Source organism: Paenibacillus sp. FSL R5-0810, assembly GCF_038002285.1.
GTDB lineage: Bacteria > Bacillota > Bacilli > Paenibacillales > Paenibacillaceae > Paenibacillus_AQ > Paenibacillus_AQ lactis.
Genome location: NZ_JBBOCF010000001.1, coordinates 262,181 through 288,511, shown reverse-complemented (window position 1 = coordinate 288,511; position 26,331 = coordinate 262,181). Strand labels below are relative to the sequence as shown.

At 53.1% G+C, this 26,331-nt stretch carries 28 protein-coding genes and 1 other RNA gene; 10 read left to right on the top strand and 19 right to left on the bottom strand.

Annotated elements, in window-relative coordinates:
• Positions 1-141: 141 nt before the first annotated feature.
• From MKX76_RS01185 to MKX76_RS01175, 3 genes are read right to left on the bottom strand one after another with little or no spacing between them, the layout of a single operon-like run.
• Positions 142-942, bottom strand: coding sequence for a Cof-type HAD-IIB family hydrolase (locus MKX76_RS01185; protein ID WP_007127725.1), 801 nt, complete (start codon positions 940-942; stop codon positions 142-144).
• Between the two features lie 56 nt (positions 943-998).
• On the bottom strand, positions 999-1,760 hold the full coding sequence (locus MKX76_RS01180; protein ID WP_007127724.1) for a pseudouridine synthase: 762 nt from the start codon (positions 1,758-1,760) through the stop codon (positions 999-1,001).
• Entirely contained in the window at positions 1,757-3,361 is a 1,605-nt protein-coding gene (locus MKX76_RS01175) for an RsmB/NOP family class I SAM-dependent RNA methyltransferase (RefSeq protein WP_007127723.1), read from the bottom strand. The genes MKX76_RS01180 and MKX76_RS01175 overlap by 4 nt, the downstream gene beginning before the upstream one ends.
• 240 nt (positions 3,362-3,601) lie before the next feature.
• Here MKX76_RS01175 and MKX76_RS01170 point away from each other — a divergent pair, with 240 nt between their 5' ends.
• Both MKX76_RS01170 and MKX76_RS01165 read left to right on the top strand, forming a co-directional pair.
• Entirely contained in the window at positions 3,602-4,129 is a 528-nt protein-coding gene (locus tag MKX76_RS01170) for a thioredoxin family protein (RefSeq protein WP_007127722.1), read from the top strand.
• On the top strand, positions 4,126-4,584 hold the full coding sequence (locus MKX76_RS01165) for a PCYCGC motif-containing (lipo)protein (RefSeq protein WP_007127721.1): 459 nt from the start codon (positions 4,126-4,128) through the stop codon (positions 4,582-4,584). The genes MKX76_RS01170 and MKX76_RS01165 overlap by 4 nt, the downstream gene beginning before the upstream one ends.
• A gap of 133 nt (positions 4,585-4,717) precedes the next feature.
• Here MKX76_RS01165 and MKX76_RS01160 read toward each other — a convergent pair whose 3' ends face one another.
• From MKX76_RS01160 to MKX76_RS01150, 3 genes are read right to left on the bottom strand one after another with little or no spacing between them, the layout of a single operon-like run.
• A complete protein-coding gene (locus tag MKX76_RS01160) occupies positions 4,718-5,173 on the bottom strand; it encodes a DUF309 domain-containing protein (protein WP_007127720.1) in 456 nt (151 codons plus the stop codon).
• Positions 5,166-5,978, bottom strand: a complete 813-nt coding sequence (locus tag MKX76_RS01155) for a GTP pyrophosphokinase (protein WP_007127719.1) — start codon at positions 5,976-5,978, stop codon at positions 5,166-5,168. Before MKX76_RS01155 ends, MKX76_RS01160 begins: the two co-directional genes overlap by 8 nt.
• A gap of 26 nt (positions 5,979-6,004) precedes the next feature.
• Positions 6,005-7,099 (bottom strand): quinone-dependent dihydroorotate dehydrogenase, encoded by a 1,095-nt coding sequence (locus MKX76_RS01150; protein WP_007127718.1) that lies wholly within the window; start codon positions 7,097-7,099, stop codon positions 6,005-6,007.
• Positions 7,100-7,286: 187 nt separating this feature from the next.
• On the opposite strand from MKX76_RS01150, the gene MKX76_RS01145 reads away from it, so the two are divergent.
• A complete protein-coding gene (locus MKX76_RS01145; RefSeq protein ID WP_007127717.1) occupies positions 7,287-7,424 on the top strand; it encodes a hypothetical protein in 138 nt (45 codons plus the stop codon).
• Here the strand turns inward: MKX76_RS01145 and MKX76_RS01140 are convergent.
• The 3 genes from MKX76_RS01140 to MKX76_RS01130 all read right to left on the bottom strand — a co-directional run bounded on the left by MKX76_RS01140 (position 7,421) and on the right by MKX76_RS01130 (position 10,868).
• The gene (locus MKX76_RS01140) at positions 7,421-8,866 is read right to left on the bottom strand and encodes a L,D-transpeptidase (protein WP_007127716.1); all 1,446 of its coding nucleotides are present in this window, start codon (positions 8,864-8,866) and stop codon (positions 7,421-7,423) included. The genes MKX76_RS01145 and MKX76_RS01140 overlap by 4 nt on opposite strands.
• Before the next feature lie 314 nt (positions 8,867-9,180).
• Positions 9,181-9,420: a ferredoxin gene (locus MKX76_RS01135; protein WP_007127715.1), complete on the bottom strand. Its 240-nt coding sequence runs from the start codon at positions 9,418-9,420 to the stop codon at positions 9,181-9,183.
• Between the two features lie 146 nt (positions 9,421-9,566).
• The gene (locus MKX76_RS01130) at positions 9,567-10,868 is read right to left on the bottom strand and encodes a DNA polymerase IV (protein ID WP_007127714.1); all 1,302 of its coding nucleotides are present in this window, start codon (positions 10,866-10,868) and stop codon (positions 9,567-9,569) included.
• Positions 10,869-11,202: 334 nt separating this feature from the next.
• Here MKX76_RS01130 and cimA point away from each other — a divergent pair, with 334 nt between their 5' ends.
• Positions 11,203-12,819, top strand: coding sequence for a citramalate synthase (gene cimA / locus MKX76_RS01125; protein WP_007127713.1), 1,617 nt, complete (start codon positions 11,203-11,205; stop codon positions 12,817-12,819).
• 77 nt (positions 12,820-12,896) lie between these two features.
• Here the strand turns inward: cimA and MKX76_RS01120 are convergent, their stop codons facing one another.
• Positions 12,897-13,454: a TlpA family protein disulfide reductase gene (locus MKX76_RS01120; protein WP_007127712.1), complete on the bottom strand. Its 558-nt coding sequence runs from the start codon at positions 13,452-13,454 to the stop codon at positions 12,897-12,899.
• Positions 13,455-13,602: 148 nt separating this feature from the next.
• Here MKX76_RS01120 and MKX76_RS01115 point away from each other — a divergent pair, with 148 nt between their 5' ends.
• Complete coding sequence (locus tag MKX76_RS01115) at positions 13,603-14,097, top strand: M67 family metallopeptidase (RefSeq protein WP_007127711.1); 495 nt, start codon at positions 13,603-13,605, stop codon at positions 14,095-14,097.
• Positions 14,098-14,175: 78 nt separating this feature from the next.
• Here MKX76_RS01115 and MKX76_RS01110 read toward each other — a convergent pair whose 3' ends face one another.
• From MKX76_RS01110 to MKX76_RS01100, 3 genes are read right to left on the bottom strand one after another with little or no spacing between them, the layout of a single operon-like run.
• Positions 14,176-14,916: an exonuclease domain-containing protein gene (locus tag MKX76_RS01110; RefSeq protein WP_007127710.1), complete on the bottom strand. Its 741-nt coding sequence runs from the start codon at positions 14,914-14,916 to the stop codon at positions 14,176-14,178.
• A complete protein-coding gene (locus tag MKX76_RS01105; RefSeq protein ID WP_341032723.1) occupies positions 14,913-16,001 on the bottom strand; it encodes a DUF294 nucleotidyltransferase-like domain-containing protein in 1,089 nt (362 codons plus the stop codon). The genes MKX76_RS01110 and MKX76_RS01105 overlap by 4 nt, the downstream gene beginning before the upstream one ends.
• Before the next feature lie 45 nt (positions 16,002-16,046).
• Positions 16,047-17,486 carry an ammonium transporter gene (locus MKX76_RS01100; protein ID WP_007127708.1) on the bottom strand — a complete coding sequence of 480 codons (1,440 nt, stop codon included), beginning with the start codon at positions 17,484-17,486 and terminating at the stop codon, positions 16,047-16,049.
• A 331-nt stretch (positions 17,487-17,817) separates the two neighbouring features.
• Here MKX76_RS01100 and MKX76_RS01095 point away from each other — a divergent pair, with 331 nt between their 5' ends.
• Entirely contained in the window at positions 17,818-18,264 is a 447-nt protein-coding gene (locus MKX76_RS01095) for a MerR family transcriptional regulator (protein ID WP_007127707.1), read from the top strand.
• Positions 18,265-18,306: 42 nt separating this feature from the next.
• A complete protein-coding gene (locus MKX76_RS01090; RefSeq protein ID WP_007127706.1) occupies positions 18,307-18,987 on the top strand; it encodes a zinc metallopeptidase in 681 nt (226 codons plus the stop codon).
• 166 nt (positions 18,988-19,153) lie between these two features.
• Here MKX76_RS01090 and MKX76_RS01085 read toward each other — a convergent pair whose 3' ends face one another.
• Together MKX76_RS01085 and MKX76_RS01080 are read right to left on the bottom strand one after the other, a co-directional pair.
• On the bottom strand, positions 19,154-20,092 hold the full coding sequence (locus MKX76_RS01085; protein ID WP_007127705.1) for a LysR family transcriptional regulator: 939 nt from the start codon (positions 20,090-20,092) through the stop codon (positions 19,154-19,156).
• A gap of 83 nt (positions 20,093-20,175) precedes the next feature.
• Complete coding sequence (locus MKX76_RS01080) at positions 20,176-20,790, bottom strand: rhomboid family intramembrane serine protease (protein WP_007127704.1); 615 nt, start codon at positions 20,788-20,790, stop codon at positions 20,176-20,178.
• 120 nt (positions 20,791-20,910) lie between these two features.
• On the opposite strand from MKX76_RS01080, the gene tpx reads away from it, so the two are divergent.
• Positions 20,911-21,429 carry a thiol peroxidase gene (gene tpx, locus MKX76_RS01075; RefSeq protein ID WP_007127703.1) on the top strand — a complete coding sequence of 173 codons (519 nt, stop codon included), beginning with the start codon at positions 20,911-20,913 and terminating at the stop codon, positions 21,427-21,429.
• Positions 21,430-21,514: 85 nt separating this feature from the next.
• Here the strand turns inward: tpx and MKX76_RS01070 are convergent, their stop codons facing one another.
• The 3 genes from MKX76_RS01070 to MKX76_RS01060 all read right to left on the bottom strand — a co-directional run bounded on the left by MKX76_RS01070 (position 21,515) and on the right by MKX76_RS01060 (position 23,093).
• A complete protein-coding gene (locus MKX76_RS01070; protein ID WP_007127702.1) occupies positions 21,515-21,907 on the bottom strand; it encodes a DUF1499 domain-containing protein in 393 nt (130 codons plus the stop codon).
• A gap of 143 nt (positions 21,908-22,050) precedes the next feature.
• A non-coding RNA gene (gene ssrS, locus MKX76_RS01065) (6S RNA) lies at positions 22,051-22,242 on the bottom strand.
• Positions 22,243-22,277: 35 nt separating this feature from the next.
• Entirely contained in the window at positions 22,278-23,093 is an 816-nt protein-coding gene (locus MKX76_RS01060) for a YesL family protein (protein WP_007127701.1), read from the bottom strand.
• A gap of 189 nt (positions 23,094-23,282) precedes the next feature.
• On the opposite strand from MKX76_RS01060, the gene MKX76_RS01055 reads away from it, so the two are divergent.
• On the top strand, positions 23,283-23,381 hold the full coding sequence (locus tag MKX76_RS01055; protein ID WP_007127700.1) for a hypothetical protein: 99 nt from the start codon (positions 23,283-23,285) through the stop codon (positions 23,379-23,381).
• Positions 23,382-23,544: 163 nt separating this feature from the next.
• Here MKX76_RS01055 and MKX76_RS01050 read toward each other — a convergent pair whose 3' ends face one another.
• Positions 23,545-25,134 carry a DEAD/DEAH box helicase gene (locus tag MKX76_RS01050; RefSeq protein WP_007127699.1) on the bottom strand — a complete coding sequence of 530 codons (1,590 nt, stop codon included), beginning with the start codon at positions 25,132-25,134 and terminating at the stop codon, positions 23,545-23,547.
• Positions 25,135-25,423: 289 nt separating this feature from the next.
• Here MKX76_RS01050 and MKX76_RS01045 point away from each other — a divergent pair, with 289 nt between their 5' ends.
• Positions 25,424-26,245 (top strand): YitT family protein, encoded by an 822-nt coding sequence (locus MKX76_RS01045; protein WP_007127698.1) that lies wholly within the window; start codon positions 25,424-25,426, stop codon positions 26,243-26,245.
• Positions 26,246-26,331 lie beyond the last annotated feature (86 nt).

Genomic DNA, 26,331 nt, shown 5'->3' with positions numbered 1-26,331 from the left:
CAGTGACATTTAAGGCTCCTTCATGCTTGACGACATTGCGGTAGATTCATGTGAACCGTCATTCAAGCAAATAAGGCGCTGCTGCAGCCACATATCCGTGGTTGCAGCAGCGCCTTGTTTTATGCGCGGAGCATAATAGCACTAGGACAAGCAGTATTTGACCAAAGCTTCGTGAACGCCGTCTTCGTTGTTGGACGCGGTCACCGCATTCGCAGCAGCCTTTACCTCGACCGGCGAGTTGTCCATGGCAATGCCCATGCCGGCAAATGTAAGCATCGTAATATCGTTATAATAGTTGCCGATGGCAAGCACCTCTTCCTGCCGGTATCCCCTTTTCGCGGCAAGCTGCTTCAGCGCACTGCCCTTGGAGGCCTCCGCATGCATCAGATCGATGAAGTATTCGCCGCTGCGGAGCATATTAAGGGTCATCGTCCATGTGCTCCAGTCCTTGAGGACGGCGTCCATATCCCCGGGTTCGCCGAAGGCGGTAAATTTGACAACCGGGTCGGGCAGCTCCTCCCAGGCCGGGAGATTGCTCGGCATCATCAAGTAATTTTCATACATATGCCGGACAGGGCCTGCAAGCTCCTCCACATTGTCTACATACATTTCGAAGGCTGTATTGATGTCGAAATGAACACCCCGCTCCCGGCAATAGGTCATAAACGGATCCAGCTCCGCCTGCTCCATGCCGAACTGGTGAACGATTCGCTTCGTTTCAACCTCCACCGTAGCCGCCCCGTTATGACTGATTACATAACCGCCGAGCCCCATGCTCTCCATGAACGGAATCGAGTTGAGCGGTCCGCGGCCCGTGCACAGCACGATCTCAATCCCCTGCCTTGCAGCTTCCATCACGGTGTTCCTGGTTACCTCGGTTATTTCATGCTCATCATTCAGAAGCGTCCCGTCTACGTCAAGCGCTACTAATTTGTATGCCATTCTCTACCCATCCTTATCCACTTTTTATCGTTGTCTATATCTTTAGCTCGTCCATTTTATTCGTCCGTCGCCCGTCCGATCCCGGCCAGCTCCGCTTTCGTCAGCTCCCGGTAAGAGCCGATCTCGAGCGATTCGTCCAGCCGGAGGGTTCCCATACTGATCCGCTTGAGGTAAATCACCTTTTTGCCGACCGCTTCGAACATTCGCTTGACCTGGTGGAACTTGCCTTCATGGATGGTCAGCGTAATGCGGGAGCGGATGCTTCCATCGCCTTGCTCTTCCAAGGCGTCGATAACGAGCTCCGACGGCAAGGTTACATAACCGTCATCCAAAGTCACGCCCCTGGAAAATTGCCGGATATCCTCCTCGTCCACCCGTCCTTCGACGATCGCCTGATAGGTCTTAGGCACATGCTTTCGGGGTGACAGCAGCTCATGTGCGAGCTTGCCGTCATTGGTCAGCAGCAGCAGGCCCTCCGTATCTTTATCCAATCTTCCAACGGGAAAAGGCTCGAATACAAGATACTTTTCATCCAGAAGATCCAGTACCGTCCGTTCCCGCACATCCTCCGTCGCCGAGATCACGCCTGGAGGCTTATGCAGCATGAGATACACAAACTCCCGATAGGCGATGGTTTCCCCATCGATTTCGATCGAATCCGTATACGGATCCACATGCTTCCCCGGATCTTTTACGACAGTGCCATTCACTACAATGCTGCCGCTCTTGGCCTTCTTCTTCAGCTCGGCCCTGGAGCCGAACCCCATATTGGACAACACCTTATCCAACCGCTGTGTCGTTTTTCCCTTTGCTCTCATACGGATGTCCACCTCCAACCTGCCGGATATTCGTTCTTAAGCATGCCGCCCTGCCATTTGCCCCAGCCTGCCGAGTAGCCATCTATACAGACTAACACATATCCCTTTCCTTCTGCAGCCCCGAAAACTTGCAGCCGCTCCTCCGGTATCGACAGCGTCTCGCCCTTCAGGTAACGGATCGCTTCCCCGTCTTCCGAATGCAGGCTGATCGTCCGCACGAATTCCTCAGCGCGAAGAGCGGTTGCCAGCGGGTGGCCGGGAACAAAGCGTTCGTTCTTGATCTGACCCATATACCACCCGGGGCGAATCACCTTGAGCCTCTCCAGGCGTTCTTTCGGTAACGGGGACAAATACACATGATTCCCGTAGGTAACCGTATAACCATGTAGAGTTCCTGGCAGATCCTCCCTCAGAAACGTTGTAAAAGGTTCCAGCGAGATGGAGTCGGCAGGACGCCCGGAGCCTTGCTGGCGAGTCGAATCATGCTGACCGCCTCTTCCGCCTCCGCGCGGATTGCCTTTGCGCGGATCCCGGAGGGACCCCCGTCCCTTGCGTTCGCTTCGCTTCTCCTTACCGGATGAGACCGCCAGGTGGCCGCCGGCAGCAGTATCCACATGAACAGGGGGCGCTTGTTCATCAGCTTCCTCCATCCGTGCAAGCTCGCCTTCCCGGCGCAGAACGGCAACAAAATGGCCTTCCCCTTGAACTTTATGCGGCCACAGCCTGCCTGTTCCGGCGACCTGCTCACGCACTTCAGCGGAGATATGTTCCATGTGCCGAGCTAACCACTCGGTTTCCCCCGGCGAAAACGGGCCCGAATGATCGATCGGTATGACCCGGAAATCCGGATGCTTCATCAGAAGCTCTGCAATCATTCCCTCATTCTCCTCCGGCGAGAAGGTACATGTAGAATATACAAGCGTTCCTCCCGGACGCAGCATCTTCACGGCTGAATGCAAAATGTCGCGCTGCATTTCGGCAAACGTCAGCGGGGACGACTCCTCCCAATATTTCAGCATCGACTCGTCCTTGCGGAACATGCCTTCACCTGAGCAGGGTGCGTCAATCAGTATTTTCGTAAAGGCCTCGGGAAAGGCCTCGGCAATCCGCTCCGGGCTGTCATTAAGCACAATGGCATTGCGTACCCCGTACATTTCCAAGTTTTTGGCCAGCGCTTTGGTGCGGTCCGGATGCAGGTCATTGCTGACCAGCACCCCCTTACCCTGCAGCTTGGCAGCTATTTGCGTCGATTTCCCGCCCGGTGCGGCGCACAGGTCCAGCACGACATCGCCCGGCTCAACGCCAAGGAGCTCAACCGGAGCCATGGCGCTCGGCTCCTGAATATAATACAGCCCCGCATGATAATACGGGTGCCGTCCCGGGCGCTCCCCTTCTTCAATATAATAGCCGGTCTTGCACCAAGGTATCGGGTCCAGCTTATATGGCGAGATGCGGCGGAAATCTTCATCCGAAATCTTCAGCGTGTTGACCCGGATCCCGGCAAACGGAGGCTGTTCGTAGGATTTCATAAAATTGTCATAGTTCGGTCCCAGCAGTGTTTTCATCTTCGCCTGAAACGGCGAGGGCAGACGTAATGCCATGTTTAGTACCTACCTGTTCTGTATCAGATCTGTTGCCCGCTTATTTCGTCAATATGTAGCGGCGTTTCGCATGTTCCGCTCCTACCGTTAATATTGTATAATAAACTACATTAAAAAGGACAAGTCCTTATAGAGGTTGTTCAAAAAGTCGTCTTTTGATCACGAAGGGGGTCATAAAGTAACTCGACCTTTTTGAACTCTCACTTGTGCGCTTATTATTAATCCTTAAGGGGTGTATTCATGAATCGAAAAAAAAAGAATAACTACACAGCGCTTTACGCATTCGGAGGCGTATTTGTTGTCCTTGTTGCGGCGCTTGTCATTCTGAACCTCTCGGGCGGGAAGAGCGACCTGTACGGCGGCAAGAAAATATCCAGCCTGAATCCGGCTACGCAAGAGCTGCTGAATGATCCGAACTATCAGAATATCATACTTCCGGATCAGTTGAAGGACAAGGTCAACAACAAGGAGAACTTCTTCGTATACTTCTTCGCATCCGACTGTCCGCATTGCCGGGCGACAACCCCTGAACTGATGCCGCTGGCCAGCGACGCCGGCATTTCACTGCACCAGTACAATCTGCGTGAATATCAGGAAGGCTGGAGAGATTACAATATCGAGTTCACCCCTACCCTTGTCTACTTCGAGAACGGTGTGGAGAAGGAACGCATGGTCGGCGGTTTGAAGCCGGAAGGTGCATCGGAAGGGTACAGCTTGGACGATTTCAAGCAATTCCTGGACAAATATAAAGGGAGTGTGACGAAATGAAGCGCACTCGGGCCATCCTATTTACCTTCATGCTGTCAGGCATGCTACTTGCCGCATGCGGCGGCAAGGAATCTGCTACCGCAGGGCATCATCATGGGGCCGCCTCCGAACGGTATGAAACAACGGCAAGCGTGAGCGAGATGCCGAAATTCCTATCAAGCTACACCGACAATACGCAGGCGACCTATGCGACGGTCGGCGAACTGGAAGATATCATTAAAGAGATCAAATGCTACTGCGGCTGCATGGACGAGGAAACCGGCTATCACGATTCCCTTCACCGCTGCTTCATCGCCGAGAACAAGGACGGCGAGGTGAAATGGACGGACCATGGCGCCCAGTGCGGCATATGCCTTACCGAGCTTCAGGATGCGAAGCGGCTTCATGACGAAGGCAAATCCGTCGATGAAATCAAGCAATTTATCGACAATAAATATAAAGGCACCGAGTCCTGATTCGATATATTTGCAAAAAGAAGAGCTGCTCTCAAGTAGATTATTCTACTGACGGGCAGCTCTTGTTTATCTTTTCTATATCTTGCGCTAACTCCTTGATCGATATTTCCGACCATGCATTTCGCTTCCCGGATTAAGAGGACAATCCTTGCTTCGCACGCGGCCGTTCCGGCTTACGCCGCTGCGGCACATTCGGAGGAATATGCCTCGAGGCCTCATCGACGGCTTTCCGAAGCTTCGGATCCACGATGTCGATCGTCAAATCCCGATACGGAATCGGGTATTGCTCGTACCCGGACAGTCCGCGGACATACTCCCGCATCTCCTCCACCAGTTTTCCCATCCGGATGCCCAGCTCATCTTCGGCATAGCCTTCGAGCTTGTTTACGGCGCTGCGAAACATCTTCAATCCGCCCCGAATGTTATCGTTCCGGAAATGGAACAAGGCGACAGCCGCTTGAAGGAGCCCCTTGTATCTCGGATCCTTATCCGTATCGAGCCAAAGCTCCTCCAGCACCTCATGACATTCGAAATAGTCCCGGTCCCGGTTGAAGTAAACGAGGAACGCTACGTACAGCCGCTCATACATCGTACTCGTTCACTTTCTTCTTGGCCTGTGACAACAGCTCCTTCACCTCGTCCAAGAGCAGCTTCATTTCCTCCATGTCATGCTCCTGCCAGATGGCGTTAAAGCGCTCCTGGAAGGAGATCGCTTCGTTGACCAGGTGGAAAAAATACAGCTGGTGAATCGCATGCAGCACCTGGGTCGTTATGTTGGAATCATCCTCGAACCGACGCTGCGCTTCCAGTATTTCCTCGCGGATGCTGGACATTTCGGTATCGAGCGTGTTCGCCGCTTCTCCGGCCTTTTTCAGACGTTCCCGGATATCGTCAGGCAGGCTTTCTCTATATTTATAGCTGAGCGAGTGCTCGATCGTAGCCCAGAAATTCATCGCAAGCGTCCGGATTTGAATCTCGGCTAGCACCTTCTTCTGCCCGAGCGCGGTCTGCACCGGATACTCGATGATCATATGGAAGCTGCGATAGCCGCTTTCCTTAAAGTTTGTTATATAATCCTTCTCATATAATACCGTCAGGTCCTTCCGTGCCCGAATATACTCGGCAACCCGCCGGATGTCTTCCACGAATTGGCACATGATCCGGATGCCCGCGATATCCTCGATTCCGGTTTCCAGCTGATCCATAGGAACATTAAGGCGTTTTGCCTTGTCCAGAATGCTCGATATCCGCTTGACCCGGCCCGTTACGAATTCGATAGGCGCATATTCCTCCCGTTTCTTCAGCTCTGCGCGCATCGTCTTGAATTTGACCTTCAATTCTTCAACGGTCTGCTCGTACGGAAGCAAAAATGTCCCCCAGTCTCTAACGTCCATTGCCCTTGCCTCCTGTCTTTACCCCTTTACCGATGATTCGCCCCGACAGCTTCGGAAATATGGCTGAAGCCGTCCTTGGCCAGCAGCTGCCTCAAACCGGCGTGCAGCTTGCGGTTGACCTCGGGCCCTTCATAGATAAGTGCCGTATAAATTTCTACCAGGCTGGCGCCTGCGCGTATTTTCTCATAGGCATCGGCTGCCGTGAAGATTCCCCCGGAGCCGATGATCGGCAGCGCTCCGCCGGTCTGCTTATAAATCCTGGAGATGATTTCAGTCGAGCGCTCGCGCAGCGGCTTCCCGCTGAGCCCGCCGGTCTCTTTGGCGTTGGTGTGCGTAAGCCCCTCCCTGGAGAGCGTTGTGTTGGTAGCAATAATGCCGGACACCCCGCTGGCACGGATCGTCTCCACCATGTACTCCAGCTCGGCATCGCTCACGTCCGGCGCAATCTTGACGAGCACAGCCTTCCGGCTGCCGTGAATCTCCGCCTGCCGGTTCATCTCGTTCATCACCGCTTCCAGCAATGACGAGAGCTCGCTGCCGTGCTGCAAGCTCCGCAGGTCCGGCGTGTTCGGCGAGCTGATATTCACCACGAAAAAATCGCCATACGGAAACAAAGCCTGGATGCAGGCCTCGTAGTCGCCATTCGCCTTCTCGTTCGGCGTAACTTTATTTTTACCGATGTTGACCGCTACCGGAATCCGGCGCTCCTTGAGCGCGGACAGCCTCTTCGCCATCGCATCGGCGCCTTCGTTATTAAAGCCCATTCGATTGATGAGCGCCTCATCCGGAGGCAAACGGAACAGCCTCGGCTGTTCATTACCCGGCTGGGCTTTCGGCGTAACCGTACCAACTTCCATAAAACCAAAGCCGATGGAGGAAAATCCCTTGACGGCTTGCGCATTTTTATCCAAACCGGCGGCAAGCCCGACCGGTGTCGGGAAGTGAAGTCCGAACAGGTCCACGGCCAAATCCGGGGTTTCGCTCACGCCATACATCCCCCGCATGACCGCTTCCGCGCCGATGACGCCGGAGGCACGCCCAAGGCCGCCGACCACGAGATGGTGGGCCTTTTCCGGGTCCATTTTGAAAAATAAAGGTTTGCCTATATTGCGGTACAGCACATCGACTCTTCCTCTCATCCAATTAATTTCTCTACCCTTCAGTTTATCCGTTTCCGCCGCAAAAAGAAAGTTTTTGGGCATAAACCGGGCGCGCTTGCGTACGGACATGTTATGGATTTTTGGGCGCAAACCCTATACAATATAAGGAAATCAGCGATTATTTCATTGAGAAAGAAGGGAACGCCATATGTCAGCCAAACGAAAGCCTCCAGTCCTGCAGCAAAAAAAAGAAGAGGTTAACAAGAAAGCTCTGCTGTGGATCGGCACAGGCATCGCACTCCTTGTTATCCTCATTATCGTACTGATTGTGATTTCCCAGCCTTAATCAAGCCAGTGATACACTTTGGCGGGGTTGGTCTGACCCTGGCTGTGCTTCAGCTTGAAGCGCTCTTTCGGCGTCCACAGGTCGTCAGGCAGAACCCCTTCCCGAATTTTCACCGAGGTTCCCATCGGAACGAGATCGAACAGCTCTTCGACATCCTCTTTCAGCATCCGGATGCAGCCCTCGGACTCGTCCGCGCCGATGCTGTCCAAATCCTCCGTGCCGTGTATCGCGTACTGCGTATCGGATAACTGCATGCCTCGTGTGCCGTAGGGGCCTCTGGTCGTCCCATTCGGGTTAACCACCTTATCGCTGATCTGAAAATCCCCAAGCGGCGTCTTGGCTCCGCCAAGCCCGACCGCATAGTTCCGAAGCATGATCTTACCGCTGACCACGGCGAGGCGATGCTTGTCCTTGTCAATGATGACCTGCAGCGGCTCCTTGAAATACGGAGCTCCGTCCGGCGAGGTGCCCCAGTATCCGGGCTTGTCCGCCGCTTCTCCTTCTTCCGCATTCCCCTTGGCATCGTCTTGTACCTTGCCGGGAGGGGCATCGTCCTGTTTCAGCTGAATCAGGACATCAAACATGTCCTCCATCGCAGTCGAGCGCCCGGACAGCCAGTTGTTCGGAAACGGCCGAGTCAGCTCATCCAGCGAACTCGGCAGCCGCCCGTGCCGTGTTTGATAGTTCTCCACCGCCTTCTCCAGCACGGCCGTCTCCAATTGCAGATCCGCCCACTGCTTCGCGCTGCGGGCCAATCCCGCACTGCTTTGCGGCTCGCACTCGCATTCTCCGGCAGCTCCTTCGAACGGCGTAATCGCTATTTCCCCTGCCCGGTCCCGATGCAATGCATATAACCGCTCCATATCGCTGCTCCAGAGCAGCCACTTGCCCCGGAGAGGCATACCAAGCGCAACCGACCATGAAGGTAATTGCTCGGGATGCATTAGAAGGCGAGGCAATGCGCTGTCTCCCTCTTCGTCCGCCCCGTCGCCGGCTACTGCGTTCCTGCCTTCGGCCACAGCTGTGAACATCGGTTTACCCGCACGTTCGCCCACCGCTTGCCTGATCGCCGCTGCGGAAGCCGGGGCTTCAGGCTGAGCATCGGCTTCCGCCGGCAATCCTCCCGGATATCCCGGAGCTTGCGCAGGCGGAATGAGAACGAGGAGCAGCAGCGCGAGGGCTACCAGCCAGCGCCGGTTCCGCCTCCGCTTGAGCTCCTTCTCCCGCTCGAGCTGCAGCAGACGCTGCTCGTAATTTTTCCATATGTCCGAAGGGACTTTGCTTAGCTCGAAGGCCTCGTATACCTCCTCAGCCCGGTTATAGCAGTAAGTGGCCTTGCCCTGCTCTCCTGCCCGCTCGTACTCCTTGCCCAGCAAATACCAGGCCATCTTGTTATCGGGATGGGTCTCCACATACCTTTTAAGGTACATTGAATTGTTCATATGAGAGCCTCCAATACGGCTTCAATTGTTATCTAGATCTGGATATGTCCATATCCTTTATATCGGATCCTGCATCCGGAATATGTATAAATTACAGATTGATGCCATATGTCATTCTAGCCTTATGTCCTTATGTCATGCTAGCCCCATATTTTCTGCCCCATGTCATCTTAGTCTTACGCCACTCTCTCGTGTATGTCGCTCGCAATTATCGTCATTTGCGCATACGAAAAACGTCCCCTGCCGCTGCAGGCAGGGGACGTAAGTTATGAGTTCATAAATATAGGATGTTATAGTATTTAGCCGACTCGCAATTATTCAGCGTTGAACGGTTCGTCAGCGATGCGGATCGAATCCGTCGGGCAACCGTCGCAAGCATCGAGCATATCGTCGTGCATGTCTTCCGGTATTTCCGTCACCCCGCGGTTATTGTCCCCGTTAAAGATTACTTCCGCCAGGCCTTCATCATCATAATCGTAAATATCAGGGGCTGTTGCTCCGCAAGCGCCGCATGCGATGCATGTATCTTTATCAACCCAGGTGTATTTAGCCATAGTCTCTCTTCCTCCTGTATATCTATAAACATTCTTTTAAATGAACAAAATACAAGCCAACGGATTTGCTCCGCCATCTTCATATATTAATACAATTTTTTTAGGAATACAAATAAATTTCCTAACATATTCCGACAAAACGACGTCTAATCTTCGTTATTTCGCGATTGGCCATGCTCTCTGGCAAAGTCCATCTGCAGCGATGTTCCTCTCCGTTTATGATCGCGGATGAGGGACGACGGATCATCACCCAGCATGCCGGCCGTCAGCACGGCGCTCTCCCCGAATTTATTGCGCAGCTCGTCCATAACCCGGGTCAGCGACTCCTTCTTCGGCTGCTTCTCATAATCGAACAGATCGAGCTGAATCGCCGCTTCCTCCTTCCGGGCAAGCTGCTGCAGCGTGACGCCGAGCAGCCTAAGCGGGCGTTCCTGCTTCCAATGCCGATCATACAATACACAGGCTTCCCGGTAGATGTCTTCCGTATTCTCGGTCGGAACGGAAAGCTGCTTCGATCGGGTGATCGTCTTCATATCCGGCGTGCGCAGGGTAATCTGGATCCCGCTGGCCATCAAGCCCTTACGCCTTAGCCGGCGCGCAACCTGATCGCTTAAATTCAGCAGCACGCGCTTCGCTTCGTCACTCGAGGTGACGTCCTGCGGCAGCGTCGTCGTGTGCCCGATGGATTTGCTCTGCTCCCGTTCCGCCACGACAGGTGAATGGTCAATCCCGTTCGCGGCGCGCTTCATCCAAGCCCCCGTCACGCCAAAGGCCGAAGTCAGCAAATGTTCATCGGCTTTGGCCAGATCGCCGATGGTGAGAATGTTCAGCTTGCGAAGCTTCTCGGCCGTCTTGCGGCCGATGCCGAACAGCTCGGCGCACGGCTTGCCCCACAGCACATTCGGCACATCCCGGATCCGGAGCACCGAGAGCCCGCTCGGCTTCTTCATGTCCGACGCCATCTTGGCGAGCAGCTTGTTCGGCGCGATGCCGACGGAGCATGGCAGGGACAGCTCCTCGCGGATCCGTTCCTGGATCTCCTTCGCGATATCGAGCGGTGTGCCGAATTGCTTGGAGCCGGTAATATCCAGATAGCATTCGTCGATCGACGTCGCTTCCAGCAGCGGCGTGTAAGCATACGCTATATTCATAAACGCATTGGAGTACTTCCGGTACAGATGGAAATCAGGCTGAATGATGATCAGGTCCGGGTACAGCCGCAGCGCCTGCCTTACATTCATTCCCGTGCGAATGCCGAGGGCACGTGCAGCATAGGAGCAGGTAACGATGACCCCTTTGCGCAGCTCGACGCTCCCGGCGACGGCCGTCGGCTTGCCGCGATACAGCTCCGGCTCTTCCGCCTCATGCACCGAGCAGTAAAAAGCATTCATATCCACATGTAGAATGACGCGGCCGCTGGCCGGATAATAATCATCAATATGTCCCATGGGGATACCTTCTTTCTGTTTGGTACGGTTCTATCTTAAATCCGAGACGCGGTTAATCTCATATTCGATAAGGATAAGGTTACATTCCTGACGCCTACAGCATACCCCTCGACGAATCGAACGGTCAAGACGGCTTGCTTTCTTAAAAGTTTGTTTTACTCTGTTACTTTCCCGCAAAGAAATGCTATAATACAAAATTATAAGAAAATCGTATACCAACAAGCATCATAAGAAGCACTGCTTCAGGCTTGCGGCATCTGGAATGCAAGCGCTATGAATGAATCACACACAAACTAAAAACAGTCCATCCCGGACACCCAAAAAGGAGGACATCATGTCTAAGTCCATTTCCATCTTTGATACGACGCTTCGCGACGGAACCCAAGGCGAAGGAGTCAGCCTGTCAGCGGACGACAAGGTCAAAATTGCCAAGAAGCTGGATGCTCTTGGTGTTCATTATATTGAAGGCGGGATCCCGGGAAGCAACAGCAAGGACATCGAGTTTTTCAAAAGAGTCCAGGAGCTTCGCTTAACCTCCAAAATAACGGCGTTCGGCAGCACCCGCCGCAAAGGTTCCGTTGCGGAGCAGGATGCGAATCTGAAGCGAATCCTGGAGTCGGGCGTACAGGCCGCGACGCTGGTAGGGAAGTCATGGGATTTCCATGTCCATACGGCGCTTCAGACGACGCTGGAAGAGAATCTGTCCATGATCTATGATTCCATCGCCTTTCTTAAGCAGAAGGGACTCGAGGTTATCTTTGACGCCGAGCACTTCTTCGACGGCTATAAGAATAATCCGGAGTATGCGGTTGCCGTGTTGTCCAAAGCCCGTGAAGCAGGCGCCGATTGGCTCGTCATGTGCGACACGAACGGGGGCAGCCTGCCGCATGAAATTTCGCAGATCGTCACTTCTTTGCAAGGCCCTCTGCCAGGTGCCAACCTGGGGATTCATACGCACAATGACTGCGAGCTGGCGGTAGCCAATACGCTAAGCGCTGTACAGGCCGGGGTCCGCCACGTTCAGGGAACGATGAACGGATACGGGGAACGCTGCGGTAACGCGAATCTGTGCTCCATCATCCCGAATCTGCAGCTGAAGCTCGGTTACGAATGCATCGGCGAAGAGAATCTGCGGACCTTGACCAATACCGCAAGATATATCAGCGAAATTGCCAATGTCAACATGCCGGTCAATCAGCCGTATGTCGGCAATGCGGCCTTTGCCCACAAGGGCGGCATCCACGTCTCCGCCATTTTGCGCGATTCCCGGACGTACGAGCACATCGAGCCTGAGAAGGTCGGGAACAAGCAGCGGGTGCTCGTATCCGAGCTGGCCGGCCAGAGCAATGTCGTCTCCAAGGCTCAAGATATGGGCATAGCGCTCGATCCGGCAAGCGAGCAGTCAAAGCATATTATCGGAAAGATCAAGGAGCTTGAGCATGAAGGCTACCAGTTCGAGGGTGCCGACGCATCCTTGGAGCTGCTGCTGCGGGAAGCGAGCGGGGAGCTGAAGGAGTTGTTCACCTTCGAATCCTTCAAAATGCTTGTCGAGAAGGCAGCCGGACAGCCGGTAGTCTCCGAGGCCTTCGTTAAGGTGAACGTTGCCGGGGAGAGCATCTACACGGCGGCTGAAGGCAACGGACCGGTCAATGCGCTTGACAACGCGCTCCGTAAGGCGCTCGTTCAATACTTTCCAACGCTTAAGGAAATGCATCTGGCCGACTATAAAGTGCGCGTCCTGGATGATAAAGACGCCACTGCCGCGAAGGTCCGCGTATTGATCGAATCGAAAAACTTCGAGAATTCATGGAATACGGTCGGCGTATCCAGCAACGTCATCGAAGCGAGCTGGGAGGCGCTGGTCGACAGTATGAGATATGCCCTCCTCGGCCAAATATCGCCGGAGCATGTGCATGCAGCCGAGAAACGGCAGGGGCTGGTCAATCACTAATCACTACTCCACTTAACGAAAAAGAGCGCGGGTATCCAAGCAAGATCGGATACCTGCGCTTTTTTATATGCCGCCGCTTACTCCTTGACAAGCTTCGCAACCTTCTTGTGCAGATCTTTCGGATCAGGCGCACCGAGTATGATTTCCTGGATGACGCCGTTGCGATCGATCAGGACGTTCGTAGGGAAGGCTTGGCCATGGTACAGCCCCTCGAACACCTCCCCCTTCGGGTCCGTGAGGATCGGATAACGAAGATTGTAGTCTTGAATAAACTGCTCTGCTTTTTTCTTATTATCGTATTTGCCTACATTAATCCCGTAAATCTCCAGTTCATCTGCGTACTGCTCCGCCAGCTTGTTAAGCTCCGGCGCTTCCTGCTGGCAGGGACCGCACCAGGACGCCCAGAAGTTGATCAGCAGCGCCTTATCACGCGGGCCTCCGGCGGAATACGTCTCTTTGTCATCAAAGCCTTGGAGCGTAAAAGTCGGGGCGAGCAGCCCTGCTTTGGCTCCCGTCTCGGTCGGAAGAGGCTTCTCCTGCAAGAAGACGGCCTCGATATCGTCGCCGGCCTGATTATAAATGACGGCACCCGCCGCGATAATGATCAGAACCAGGATCATGATGTTACGTTTCATGGGTATGGATTCCTTTGCTATACTTAGTAGGATGCTGCTTTGAAGAAGCGTATCCCCGCTAATATCAATCAGCATCCAATACCTATTGTACCCTGAAACCGGCAACTTTCAAACTACGCAGCACGAAGATAGTAATTGGAGGATGACCATGAATAAATCAGAGAATCCGTTCCGCCCCATTCTCCTCTGCAGGCCCGTATTCGAGCAGATGGCTGCTTATACATACGCCGCGCTTCCTCAAGAGGCATGCGGAATCCTTATCGGGCAGGGGAATCATCAAAATGCACCGATAAGCGTATCGGAATTTATACCTGTACCGAATACCGCCGAGGATCCGCTGCATCATTTTCGGCTTGAGCCGGCGGAATGGACCCGCCTTCTCCTGTCGAAGCGCGGCATCATCGGCTTGTTCCACAGCCATCCCTCCTCCCACCCGGAGCCCTCACGGAAGGACCTTGCCGACCTGCAGGCCTTCGGCGGCCTGTTCAGTATTTATCTCATCGGCACACCGGCTGGAACCGGGACAGAAGAGCTTAAGCTGAACGCCTACCGGGTTGAAGCACGCATGGACAAGGATGAACGAGGGGTTAAGAAAATACAATCGCTCCTCCCTCATACCTTCGAGATCCGGGACGATGGTTAGACAGCCCACCCCGGCTGCTGAACGATACTGCTACTGGCCCTTCAACGGCCGGAAACGGCTCGGGGCTCGTGCTGCGATTCAATCCTTGCCTAAATAAACGTACATATCGCCAAGCGTTTCGGCAAAGCCCCGCTCCTGGATTTCCCGTATATAGCGCGTCCACAGGCGGGCGGTCATCCGGGCATCGGACAATGCCTGGTGCCTTCCTTCCACCGGAATGCCGCTGCTTTGCAGCAGCTCATCCAGGCTGTAGCCAGTTTGTCCGGGGAAGAGCTTCTGTGCCAGCATCATCGTATCCAGCAGTCTGTGGGAGAGACGGACCTTAGACGTTTTCCACAGCGCCGCATTCAGAAACCCCCGGTCATGCGCGGCAGCATGGGCAACCAGAACACTGCCGCCGACAAAGCTCATGAAATCGCGAAGCCCCTCCACTAAAGGCGGGGCTTCATCGACCATAGCCTGCGTTATGCCCGTCAGCTCCGTGATCGAAGGAGGCACCGGAGCGCCGCTGTTAACGATCATGTGGAATTCATCCTCTTCGATGATTCGCTCTCCTATGGCCCTGACCGCTCCGAACGATAAGATTTCATCACCGTGCTGATGATGGAACCCTGTCGTCTCCAGATCGAACACGACGACCTCCAACTCGTTCAGGGGCGTCCCCAAAGCTTCCGGCCTCCGGTTATCCTTCATTTGCGAACGGATAAAGGCAAGCTGCTGCGCCGTCTGGGCACCGCGCATTGACGTGATGGCGGAATGGATGTTGCGGGGGCGGAGCATATTCCAGAACCCTCCGCCCGGTTGGACTGGCTCTGTCATAGGTTCCTCCTTTCCGCAAAACGATGCTCTCGCTGCAAGGAGCGGTGAATCCGTCTCACCACGCCCAGCGTATCGCGGAGCTCATACTGCACGTTTTTGTTCTTAAGCTGCTCTTTCTGAATATAACCGCTGCTCTTGACCAGCCCATCCTCGATGCGCCAAGGAGTATCGTTACGGTAACGCAAGGCTGTAAGGAATGCGCGCTGCACGCTCTCGAGCAGCAAATTATCCCCTTCGAGCAGCATCACTTTCTCCATCCGCTTCAAGGTGGAATGCTCGATAATTCCCCGCTGTAGCGCCATCGTTCGAATGCTGTTCACCAGCGGGATATACATCCCGTATTTCACGTCAAAATCGCCTGCATGCTCGCCGAACCTTTCGGTCACGATTCTGCCCATCACGTTTAGCGTAGCTTTATGCCGGACCGTGTTTCGCAACACGGCATGCGTAATTCCCGGATGCTGCGCCACCGAGCTTCGGAAATGGGACAGCCATGCATCAGAAAGCTCGGGGCATCCGGCGATGAGGCGAAGATCGGAGGCTATGATCAGATTCCGGATCGGCTCCCACTCGTGATTACTGCTCCATTCAAGGATCTGATTCTTCCAGTCTTCAAGACGCATACTCCACAAGGGCTCGGAGCACATCACCCTGCCCGGACATTTTGGATAACCCAGCACTTCCAGCATGTCGGCGAGTCTCAAACCGAATTCGCGGAAATATGCCAGATCCTCCCCCTGCATCTCATCGCCGATGATCAGACCGTTATCTTGATCGCTCCATAATGTCGCCTCCTGCCTTCCGATGCTGCCAAAAGCAACAAAAGCATAACGTGCGGGAAGCCGTCCGAAGCCGGCCTCCCACATGTTCTGCTCACAGAGCTCCGCTGCGCGCCTGTTGATCTGGTCATGCATGCTGTTCACGGAAGCGACCCACTCCAAAAACTCCATCTTGGGGCGCAGATCAAGCAGCTGCTGTTGACATGTAATCCGTACATCACGCAATTGCTCGACTGAATTTGCTTTCTGAATGTCCGGCATTTCCGAATGCTCCAGAAGCCGGTTGACGGATGCTTTGGATTCCATGCTGCGGCCTCCTTATTTATTCAATCATTCACATGACAGTAATGCTTAAAGCGCAGGATCACTGCCCGGTGCCGGATTCGGTCCGGTACGGAAGCTGCCCGATTTTACTTCGGATTCGGTCATCAGCTTCATTTGCTCCGGATAACCATACGTTCCGTGCTCGCTGATGTCCAGACCCATCAACTCCTCTTCCTCCGTTACGCGAAGACCCATCGTTACTTTCATAATGTACAAAATGATAAAGGAGATCACGAGCACGAATGCGAATGTGCCGATCAGCCCGAGGAGCTGCACGCCAAGCTGGCCGAAGCCTCCGCCGTAGAACAGTCCTGCTTTACCGACGCCGGTAATTTCAACAAGTCGTGGAGCCGCGAACAGGCCTGTGGATACCGCCCCCCACATTCCGGCGACGCCGTGCACGGAGAACGCGTATACCGGATCGTCGATGCCTTTGCGGTCAAACCACTGCGCCGTGAAAAAGGTAATCGTTCCTGCAATCGCACCGATAACGACTGCGGCCCATGGCTCTACGAATGCACAAGCGCCGGTGATTGCAACGAATGCAGCCAGAATACCGTTGAGCATGCTTGGAATATCGGCTTTGCCGAGCACCGCCCAAGAAATGAGCAGGGCTGCCAGCGCGCCTGCTGCCGCTGCGATATTCGTATTTAAAGAAACGAAGCCGAAGAATCCGTCCGTCAGCGCCGAAATGGTGCTGCCCGGATTAAAGCCGAACCAGCCGATCCAAATGATAAATACACCGAGAACCGACAGCACTTGGTTATGGCCGGGAATGCTGTTGGGCTTCCCGTCTTTGTTGTATTTGCCAAGACGAGGCTTCAGCAGAATAGTAGCTACCAGAGCTGCCGTAGCACCGGTCAAGTGAACGACGGTCGAACCGGCGAAATCCTGCATCCCCAGAGCACCGAGCCAGCCGCCGCCCCATACCCAGTGAGCAACGACCGGGTAAATGACGATCGTGAACAACAGTCCAAACACGATATACACGCTGAGCTTAGCGCGTTCTGCCATGCCGCCGCAGGCGATTGCCAAGGATACGGCAGCGAAGGACAGATGGAATAAGAACATAATCGTTGTCGGCACATCATAAATCGACAATGAGTCGAATGAGCTTGCGGCATTATCTCCGCTTAGGAAGAAGCCCTCAAACCCGAAGAAGCTGTTGCCGTTGCCGAAGGCCAGACCAAATCCGAACGCCCAGAATGCGACAATCGAAATGCCGAAGGTGAGGAAGGTCTTCCCAGCGACGTGCCCGGCGTTTTTCATCCGGACCGAGCCTGCCTCCAGCAATGCGAAGCCGGCTTGCATAAAGAATACAAGCAAGGCAGCCAGAAATACGAATACGGAGTTTAGTCCCGCCGTCAATTCAACGTTTGAGGCCCCTTCTTCCGCGGCGAACGCATTAACCGGAAACACCAGTAATGCGAGCATCCCCACCATTAAACCAATCCATCTTTTTTTCATCAAGCCTTGCACTCCCCTTCATGTCATATAATATAACACAAGTTCAAATTCTTATTGTTATTATAGGGAGCATCCTTCGCGATTTCAACGGCTTTTTTCAAAAAAATGATAACAAACCGCCGTTTTATGTAATAAAATATAACATATAGTGTTTACAGTGCAAACTCTCCGTACATTTCTTAGGAAGCGGTATAGGGGCATCGGCCAGCATATTCGTCACAACTATGACGTTTGACTGTACGGTTCCGAATCATGTATCATATTTCTATTAAAATGAAAATATATTGCTTTCATTAATGTCCAATCAAAGAACCTGTGAGGTGATTTCATTATGGGGATCATGAAAGGAAACCTTTTCCGGATCGGAGAGCTGGCGAAGGCAGCCGGAATCAGTGAAAGAACCATTGATTATTACACCAAGCTGGGATTGATCTCCCCTGAAAAACGGACGTTAAAAAATTACCGTTTGTACAGTTCCGAAACCTTAAGCACGCTCGAACGTATTAATCAGTTGAAGCAAGAGAAATATACTCTCGAAGAGATTAAGGACAGATTGAACCGGTGGAAATCCGTACCGAATGATTCCGAAATGACCGAAAAGCTGACCGAACTGGAAATCCAGATGAAGCAGCTGGAGCGCAACGTCAAGGAGCTCAATCCGCTTCTTCGTGAGATGAAGCCTAGTCAGGCCCGGGAGGTACTTGCGAATATTTTGCCCAAAGGAGCTGCATGTATCGAGTCACTTCAAATTTTGCTGAATCAATTCACGTCGATGTAGTCATGTAGCAGTCACAATCTTATTACGATGGGGGTATGATAAATGTACGCTGACTGGATGTTTGTTCTTATTATCATCGCTTTTATTTTCTCTTTATGGGCACAGTTCCGGGTAAAAGGAACGTTTAATAAATGGGCTAAGGTTGACAACAGCACCGGATTGACCGGCTATGATGCCGCACGACGCATGCTCGACGCCAACGGTCTGCACGATGTGCCGATCGAACCGGTGCCGGGCGCACTGTCCGACCATTACGATCCCGTTAAACGGGTGGTTCGCTTGTCGGAGCCGGTATATTACGAGCGTTCGATCTCTGCGGTTTCGGTAGCATGTCACGAGGTGGGCCACGCAATCCAGCATGCCGAGCATTATCCGATGCTGGTGGCGCGTCACAAGATGTTCCCGGTCGTTAACTTCGCTTCCGGCATCGCACCGTTTCTCCTAATTGCCGGGTTCCTGTTCCAGGCGATGAACCTCGTCGGTCTCGGTATCATCTTCTTCTCTTGCGCCGTGGCTTTCCAGCTGGTAACACTCCCTGTCGAGTTTAACGCCAGCAGCCGTGCCCGCCAGTTGATGGTTCAGGAAGGTTATATTGCGAACAACGAAGAACGCGGTGTGGCCAAGGTACTGAATGCTGCCGCTCTGACCTATGTCGCAGCAGCGCTGATTTCCTTGCTGGAGCTGATCCGTTACATTATGATCTTTACAAGCAATCGAGAGTAATCTTGCTTACCATCACCCCCGATCGGGCCGCTAGCGGCATGATCGGATGACAATCCAAAGATGCAACAAGCAAAGGGCCTCCCCTTACAGCCGCTACCGGCGTAAAGGGAAGCCCTTTTTCTGTGGAAACTTATGATAATTCGAATAACGAACCGCAATGCGCTAACTAGGGAGATGAAACCGACTCCCCTTCTTCTCCTTCCGGCTTGACGGATGGATCAATCCCGAAATATTGAAGGAGGAATGTGCGGAAGGCCTGGGCAACAGGCGGAAGCTTCTCATCCGCGCGATGAATCAGGCCGATTGAACGCGTAACCTTCGGTTCGGAAATCTGAACACGGGCCGGCTGAAGCGGGTTGGTCTGAAACAGCGCCATTTCGGGGAGCAGACTAACCCCCATGCCGGCTGCAACCAGTCCCCGAATCGTATCCGTCTCTTCCCCCTCGAAGGCGATCTTCGGGGTGAATCCGGCTTCCAGACAAGCATGCCAGACGATCGGACGGAGGGAGTAGCCTTTGCTGAACAGCACAAACCGCTCATCCTTGAGCTGCTCCAGCTTGATCGACTTCTCGCCGGCCAGCGGATGATTCGGAGGCAGGATCGCGAACAGCTCCTCCGTCAGCACGATATCTCCATCCACCTGCTCATGCCGTTCCGGAAACGGCGACACGAAGGCCAGATCCACCTCCGCCGTCACCACATCCCGGATCAGCGTCGGAAACATGCCTTGCTTGAACCGGAATTTGACGTTCGGATACTTCTTCCGAAACTCGGCTACAATCGAAGGAATCAAGTGTATGCCAAGGCTGTGAGGAAATCCGATGCGAATCTCCCCTTGCTCCGGGTCCAGAAATTCATGAATTTCGACGACCGCCCGCTCCAAGTCTTTCATGATGCTTTCCACCCGTTTGCAAAAAAGCTGTCCGACCGGAGTCAGCTGCAGATTCCGGCCCTTCTGCATGAACAAATTAACACCCAGCTCTTCTTCCAATTGATGAATCTGACGGCTGACGGCTGACTGAGCCACATGAAGCTCCTCCGCCGCTTGGGTAACGTGTTCCTTCTGCGCAACCTTTACAAAGTATTGCAACTGTCGTAATTCCACGCCTTTTATCGCTCCATTCTCATTCCCTAGAAAACTTTATCGGATCATTCATTATATTTGTTACAGCACCTCTACAGATCTGATTAAGTCCTCTGCTTAAATAATCGAATCATCAGACCATAGAGGAAAAACCCGCCGATCAGTCCGCCGAAATGCGCGACGAGGCTGATTCCCGGCGTAAAGGAGAGGACAATCCCTAAGATCAGCAAAGTGAACAATGTCCTGCGCGACGCCATGTCCATGACATGCCGTTGAAAGAGCGCAATATACAGATAGGCTCCGTAGGCCCCGTAGATGGCGCCTGACGCGCCCACAAGAGTCTCATAGCCTTCCATACGGCCGTAATAAGCCAGGGCGATCACGTTCCCCAGAATGCCGCTGAGCAGGTAGAGCAGCCCGAACTTCCAGCTTCCCATAATGCGCTCCAGCGGCGGGACGAAGACGAGCAGGGCAAAGCTGTTAAACAGCAGGTGATCGAACCCGTTGTGCAAAAACATCGCCGTCACGTAACGCCAAGGTTCCCCCGTAAATTGCGGCAGATCCGTCAGCGCCCCGTATTTCAGCAGCGTGATCGGATTTCGGGAGCCGCCGTCGAAGACCGTAATAAAGAACATCACCAGGTTTGCAACCAGCAGCAGCGAAGTGACGGGATAATAACGGAGATAGCTTCTCCAGTTCTCATAACGAACAAATATCATAGCATCCTCCTCTTCCAAGCCAAACAGGACGTCCGGAAAGTGGACATATCCTTTTTAAAAAGATTATAATGTACCATGAACCTGATCACCAAACTTTGATATCCAAGGAGGAGATTTCTCATGGCTCAAGAACGCACGGGGGCTGCCACATTCAAGGGCAATCCTATTACACTTATCGGACCTCAGCTTAAGGTTGGCGATTCGGCACCTGATTTCACGGTGAGCAAAAACCTGCTGGAGGATGCATCCCTTAAGGACTTTGCAGGCAAAATCAAGCTGATCAGCGTCGTCCCTTCCCTCGACACCGGCGTATGCGATGCGCAGACCCGCCGCTTCAACGAAGAAGCCGCAGGGCTCGGAGACGACGTTGTCGTGCTGACGATCAGCGCCGACCTGCCGTTCGCCCAAGCCCGCTGGTGCGGAGCAGCCGGCGTCGACCGTGTCATTACACTGTCGGACTACAAATCCCGTTCTTTCGGGGAAGCCTACGGCGTGCTCATCAAGGAATTCCAGCTTGATATGCGCTCGATCTTCGTGGTCGACAAGGAAGACAAGATCGCCTATGTGGAATACCTCGGTGAAATGACAGAGCATCCGAACTACGAAGCGGCCGTCGATGCCGTGAAGTCTCTTCGATAGAACCGCTTAGCCGCGGTTACATACGAAAATAAAAGCATCACCTTTAAAAAAGCGGGAGAGCAGCTCTCCCGCTTTTATCTATTGCCTAAGCATCCACTTTATACTTGCCGAGCTTCTTGTCCAGCACAGCGTACAGGTTCAGGATGACCCGGTAATTCGCCCCCAGGTCGCCCAGCGAGCCGCGGGAGGCCGAATACATATCAACTGCGCTGCGTACGGGACTGATGCCCAGCACGGATACGGTAATGTCCAGCGTTCGTCCGAAGGACGTTCTTTTCTCGAGTGTGATTTCTCCAACGGACTTTACTTCATGCAGCACTTTATAGCCCGGAATTTTTTTGAGTGTCGAGGTAACCTCTTCAAAACACTTTTCTTTTGAAAGATTGTAATAACGCGTCTTCAGCTTGGGATCTTTCGCACGGTCGCTTGTGCCGTCATAGCTGCGCACGATACCGATTAGAACTCGTTTTAATGACAAAGACCGTTCCTCCTTTATAAATGACCGTTCCTTTACCTACTAGTTTAACATTGTTTAGGCTTTCAGCAAACCTTTATATCCAGCAAAAAAAGGCATCTCTTCACTTCGGATTCGAAATAAAGAGATGCCGCTTCATAATCAGTACGAAACCCGCCTATGCCGTCCGGTAAACATTGTCTTCGAACCTGCTTAAGCAGGTGGGTGACCGCAGAACCGCTTATGAATTCCCCTTGTCATATAGACAGGGCTTTCCAGCCACGGTTACATATTGATCTCCCTAGACATCGTCATTGGTTCAAAACAACGGAAAACCGAAACGAACATCGCAGGATGTAGTCTTATTATAGGGGGTTTTGCCGCAAAAGTAAACCTATGAATTTCGCGGTTTCGATCCTTTATCCTCGGTTTTGACGTTATCCATGCTTTCGAGCAGCGCCTGCTCCGTCTCCGATTCCTCTTCCTCGGCTTGTCTCATCTTCTCCTGCTGCTCCTGCATCTTGGTAAACGTTGCATAGAAGTTAAAGAACGCGAACAATGCCATCAGGCAGAAGAGGAAGAACACGAACAGCACAGGCATTTGCGTGCCGATATATACCAAGATAGCGCTTCCGGCAAGCGTCGAAAACACCCGGAACGGACGAATCAAGGTCAGCAGGACCGCATTTTTCAGAAGCTGGGTCGTCTTCATCTCATAATGGACCGTCATGGAAAAGAAATTAAACAACGAGACGAACAGCACGATGAGCAGCACCAGCATAACGATGCCGACGAGCTGAAAGCCGTCTCCAAGCTGCGTCATATACACCGTATAATCCACATACATAATCACGAACAGCAGGGTGTAGACGAATCCGCCGATCATGCTTTGCTTATAATTTTCCTTATAGCCCTTGAAAAACGTTTTAAATACAGGTACATCCGGGTTCCCCATCACCCACTTGCGGACTACGGTAAAAAGGGCAGCGGTTGCAGGGAACAGCACAAAAGGCGACAAGATCCCCAAAATCCAGTTCGACAGCAGCTGCTCGTTATGAGCATCCGGCGTCTGGACGGCCATCAGGAATTTGGTCAGTACGATAAACAGGAATGGCGATGTGCATAAAACCCATAAAATATTAGAAAACGCGATGCGGGTAATCCATTCGGTGAGCTTATATAAGCCACCCATGGCTCCTTTCATTTCCAAATCTTTTCCTCCTCACTCAAAGCATGCATGTATCTATTAATATACCTTATATCGCATAGGCATGACCAGAGCCTAATTTGCGGCGGTCTGGGTGAATATCCAATCGCATAACCTGATATCACCATAGGATATCTCGTAATCCATTCAAATCAATGCTTCAATTCTCACTAATCAGAGGAGGGAATATGCATGTCTAACGTAGGCGGTTACGGTTATGGCGGAACTACTGGAGTAGTTCTGGTTCTCTTCATCCTGCTTGTTATTATCCTTAGCACATTCTATATCTAATGGATGAATTAGCAGCTTAAATGCATGATACAGCTAAGCTAAACACCATTGAACTCGTAAAAAAAGACGAAGCGCCTCTGCCCCATGCGAATGCGGGCAGGTGCTTCGTCTTTTTCATTCCATTCAAGCGATGGCCAGCGGGCTATTGCCGCTGCCGATCGGATTACTCGTCTCCGCTGCGGTTCGGACGGCGTTCGCCGCCGCCGCTGTAGCTGCGCTGCTTACGTTCGCCGCTGTTGTTGCGGTCACGGTTGTAGCCGCCATCGCGGTTATTGTAGCTGCCGCCTCCGTCACGACCGTAGCCGCCCTTGGAGTAGCCTCCGCGGTTGCCGCCACCGCCTTCGCGGTTACCGCGATAGCCTCCGCTGCGGCCGTTATAACCGCCGCTAGGCTTGCGTCCGCTGCGGATGTCCGGCTTCCGGCGCTTCGCGCGAATCGGATCCTCCGGCGTAAGGTGGATATCGGCTGCTTCCTTCTTGTCTCCGGTCAGGAGCTTCATCGCAGCTGCAAGCAGCTGAACGGAGTCATACTGCTCCAGAAGCTGGATGGCAAGCCCTTTATATTCGGTCAGCTCGCCTTGGTCGATGATTTCCAATACGCGTTCAGCGATGACGCGCTGCTTGCCTTCAATGGCTTCGGCCATCGTTGGCAGCGGCTTGCGCGGAATCCGGTGACGGGTAACGCGCTCGATGAAGTACAGATGATCCATTTCACGCGGGGTAACAAAGGACCATGCCGTTCCTTCTTTCCCTGCGCGGCCCGTACGGCCGATACGGTGTACATAGCTTTCCGGATCCTGCGGCAAGTCGAAGTTGACGACATGCGTTACGCCGGATACGTCCAGACCCCGAGCGGCTACGTCGGTTGCTACCAGCACATCGATGCTGCCGTCGCGGAACTTGCGCATAACGGTGTCGCGCTGGTGCTGAGACAAGTCGCCATGGAGGCCGTCTGCGGAATAACCGCGTTTTTGCAGCGCTTCGGCCAATTCGTCTACACGGCGCTTCGTGCGGCCGAATACAATCGCCAGCTCAGGCGATTCCATATCGAGGAGACGGCTCAGCGCCTCGAACTTCTGACGCTCAGGAACCTCGATGTAGGCTTGGTCGATCAGCGGTGCGCTCACATGCTTAGGAATGACGGATACATGCTCCGGATCCTTCAGGAACTGGGAAGCCAGCTTCTGGATGTTCGGAGGCATCGTTGCGGAGAACAGCAGGGTTTGGCGATTTTCCGGTACCAGCTTCAGGATGGATTGGATATCATCCATGAAGCCCATGTCCAGCATTTCATCCGCTTCGTCCAGCACGACGGTTTGAACATCGTCAAGCCGGATGGTCTTCCGGTTAATGTGGTCAAGCAATCGGCCAGGTGTGCCGATAATAATTTGAGGCTTCTTTTTCAAAGCGCGAATTTGCCGGCCTATATCTTGTCCGCCGTAAATCGCAAGGGAGCGGATCCCTTTAAATCTGGACAATTTGCCGATCTCTTCGGCAACCTGAATGGCGAGCTCGCGGGTTGGCGTCATGACGAGAGCGACGATCCGCTCTTCTTCTTTCGCGATTTTGTGAATAAGAGGAAGGCCGAATGCTGCGGTCTTACCGGTACCTGTCTGTGCTTGTCCGATCATGTCCTTTCCGGTGAGGGCAATCGGGATGGATTGGGATTGAATCGGTGTCGCTTCTTCAAATCCAAGTTCCGTAATCGCTTGAAGCACTCGGGGCTCCAAGCCAAAATCTGCAAAATTTTTCAATAGGTTCATACTCCTTCTATCTGTGGACTCCACTTTCTTCTCTGTATTCTTAAGTAGTGGTAACGTTTATAGGCTTTCCCGGCCAGCAGGATTTTCTGCATGAGGTGAACCGGTATATTTCTCTCTGATCACCAGCGGTGTAACTGGTTAATGTATAATCATCCTGATAAGCTTCCAAAAAGTTATCATTGTAACGGACTACTCAAGAATATCCAATACATTATATCACAAAACATTTCTGGAATACCAGCAAGCTTCAAGAAGTCATAATAACCGGGAGGTGATTCCTATGTTGAAGCGTCTATGGACCTACTTCTCCATCCTATTCGGCGGCATCATCATTGCCGCAGGCTTCAATCTGTTTCTGATTCCGCACCATCTGCTCAGCGGCGGCGTTTCCGGCGTTGCCATGCTGATCGGTTATTTCACGCCGCTTAATATCAGCATCCTGTACTTCGTGCTCAACATTCCCATCCTCCTTGCAGGGTGGTTCCAGCTTGGAAAACATTTTGTCGTGCTCAGCGTGCTCTCGGTCCTCGTGACAACGGTGTTTCTCGAGATCATTCCGGTCAGCGCCGTCGCCACCGACATGCTCCTCTCCGCCGTCTTCGGAGGAATCCTGGTCGGCTTCGGAACCGGCCTGTCCTTCCGGGTCGGCGGCTCGACCGGGGGATTTGACATCATCGGCTCCATCGTCACGAAATATCGCGACTTTCCGGTCGGCAGCGTCCTGGTATCGCTGAACGCCATCGTTATCCTGGCCGTCACTTATCTCGAGAACGACTGGAACCTCGCGCTTGCCTCCATGGTGTCCATTTACCTGGCGGGCAAAATGATCGATATGCTGCACATCAGCCATATCAAAGTGACCGTGTTCATTGTAACGAATCAGACCGAGGCCCTGCTGGAGAAGCTGCTCAAGCGCCCACGGGGCGTTACGAAGATCAAAACCCAGGGGGCGTTCAGCCACAAGGAGAAGGACATGCTGATGACGGTCACGACGAAATACGAGCTCGCTGAATTAAAGCATATCATTACACAGACTGATCCGGACGCCTTCGTCAACATCGTGGAGACGGTTGCGGTGATGGGACAGTTCCGCAAGAACTAATTGCCAAGATGAAAACACGGCAATTTTTGTGGTATAATATGAATGCCAGGTTCCTACAATATTCATGAGCTACTCTTCGTTGCCCC

Coding starts and splice junctions, on each gene's coding strand:
- MKX76_RS01185 (WP_007127725.1), bottom strand. CDS start 942: ATGGCATACAAATTAGTAGCGCTTGACGTAGACGGGACGCTTCTGAAT.
- MKX76_RS01180 (WP_007127724.1), bottom strand. CDS start 1,760: ATGAGAGCAAAGGGAAAAACGACACAGCGGTTGGATAAGGTGTTGTCC.
- MKX76_RS01175 (WP_007127723.1), bottom strand. CDS start 3,361: ATGGCATTACGTCTGCCCTCGCCGTTTCAGGCGAAGATGAAAACACTG.
- MKX76_RS01170 (WP_007127722.1), top strand. CDS start 3,602: ATGAATCGAAAAAAAAAGAATAACTACACAGCGCTTTACGCATTCGGA.
- MKX76_RS01165 (WP_007127721.1), top strand. CDS start 4,126: ATGAAGCGCACTCGGGCCATCCTATTTACCTTCATGCTGTCAGGCATG.
- MKX76_RS01160 (WP_007127720.1), bottom strand. CDS start 5,173: ATGTATGAGCGGCTGTACGTAGCGTTCCTCGTTTACTTCAACCGGGAC.
- MKX76_RS01155 (WP_007127719.1), bottom strand. CDS start 5,978: ATGGACGTTAGAGACTGGGGGACATTTTTGCTTCCGTACGAGCAGACC.
- MKX76_RS01145 (WP_007127717.1), top strand. CDS start 7,287: ATGTCAGCCAAACGAAAGCCTCCAGTCCTGCAGCAAAAAAAAGAAGAG.
- MKX76_RS01140 (WP_007127716.1), bottom strand. CDS start 8,866: ATGAACAATTCAATGTACCTTAAAAGGTATGTGGAGACCCATCCCGAT.
- MKX76_RS01135 (WP_007127715.1), bottom strand. CDS start 9,420: ATGGCTAAATACACCTGGGTTGATAAAGATACATGCATCGCATGCGGC.
- MKX76_RS01130 (WP_007127714.1), bottom strand. CDS start 10,868: ATGGGACATATTGATGATTATTATCCGGCCAGCGGCCGCGTCATTCTA.
- cimA (WP_007127713.1), top strand. CDS start 11,203: ATGTCTAAGTCCATTTCCATCTTTGATACGACGCTTCGCGACGGAACC.
- MKX76_RS01120 (WP_007127712.1), bottom strand. CDS start 13,454: ATGAAACGTAACATCATGATCCTGGTTCTGATCATTATCGCGGCGGGT.
- MKX76_RS01115 (WP_007127711.1), top strand. CDS start 13,603: ATGAATAAATCAGAGAATCCGTTCCGCCCCATTCTCCTCTGCAGGCCC.
- MKX76_RS01110 (WP_007127710.1), bottom strand. CDS start 14,916: ATGACAGAGCCAGTCCAACCGGGCGGAGGGTTCTGGAATATGCTCCGC.
- MKX76_RS01105 (WP_341032723.1), bottom strand. CDS start 16,001: ATGGAATCCAAAGCATCCGTCAACCGGCTTCTGGAGCATTCGGAAATG.
- MKX76_RS01100 (WP_007127708.1), bottom strand. CDS start 17,486: ATGAAAAAAAGATGGATTGGTTTAATGGTGGGGATGCTCGCATTACTG.
- MKX76_RS01095 (WP_007127707.1), top strand. CDS start 17,818: ATGGGGATCATGAAAGGAAACCTTTTCCGGATCGGAGAGCTGGCGAAG.
- MKX76_RS01090 (WP_007127706.1), top strand. CDS start 18,307: ATGTACGCTGACTGGATGTTTGTTCTTATTATCATCGCTTTTATTTTC.
- MKX76_RS01080 (WP_007127704.1), bottom strand. CDS start 20,790: ATGATATTTGTTCGTTATGAGAACTGGAGAAGCTATCTCCGTTATTAT.
- tpx (WP_007127703.1), top strand. CDS start 20,911: ATGGCTCAAGAACGCACGGGGGCTGCCACATTCAAGGGCAATCCTATT.
- MKX76_RS01055 (WP_007127700.1), top strand. CDS start 23,283: ATGTCTAACGTAGGCGGTTACGGTTATGGCGGAACTACTGGAGTAGTT.
- MKX76_RS01045 (WP_007127698.1), top strand. CDS start 25,424: ATGTTGAAGCGTCTATGGACCTACTTCTCCATCCTATTCGGCGGCATC.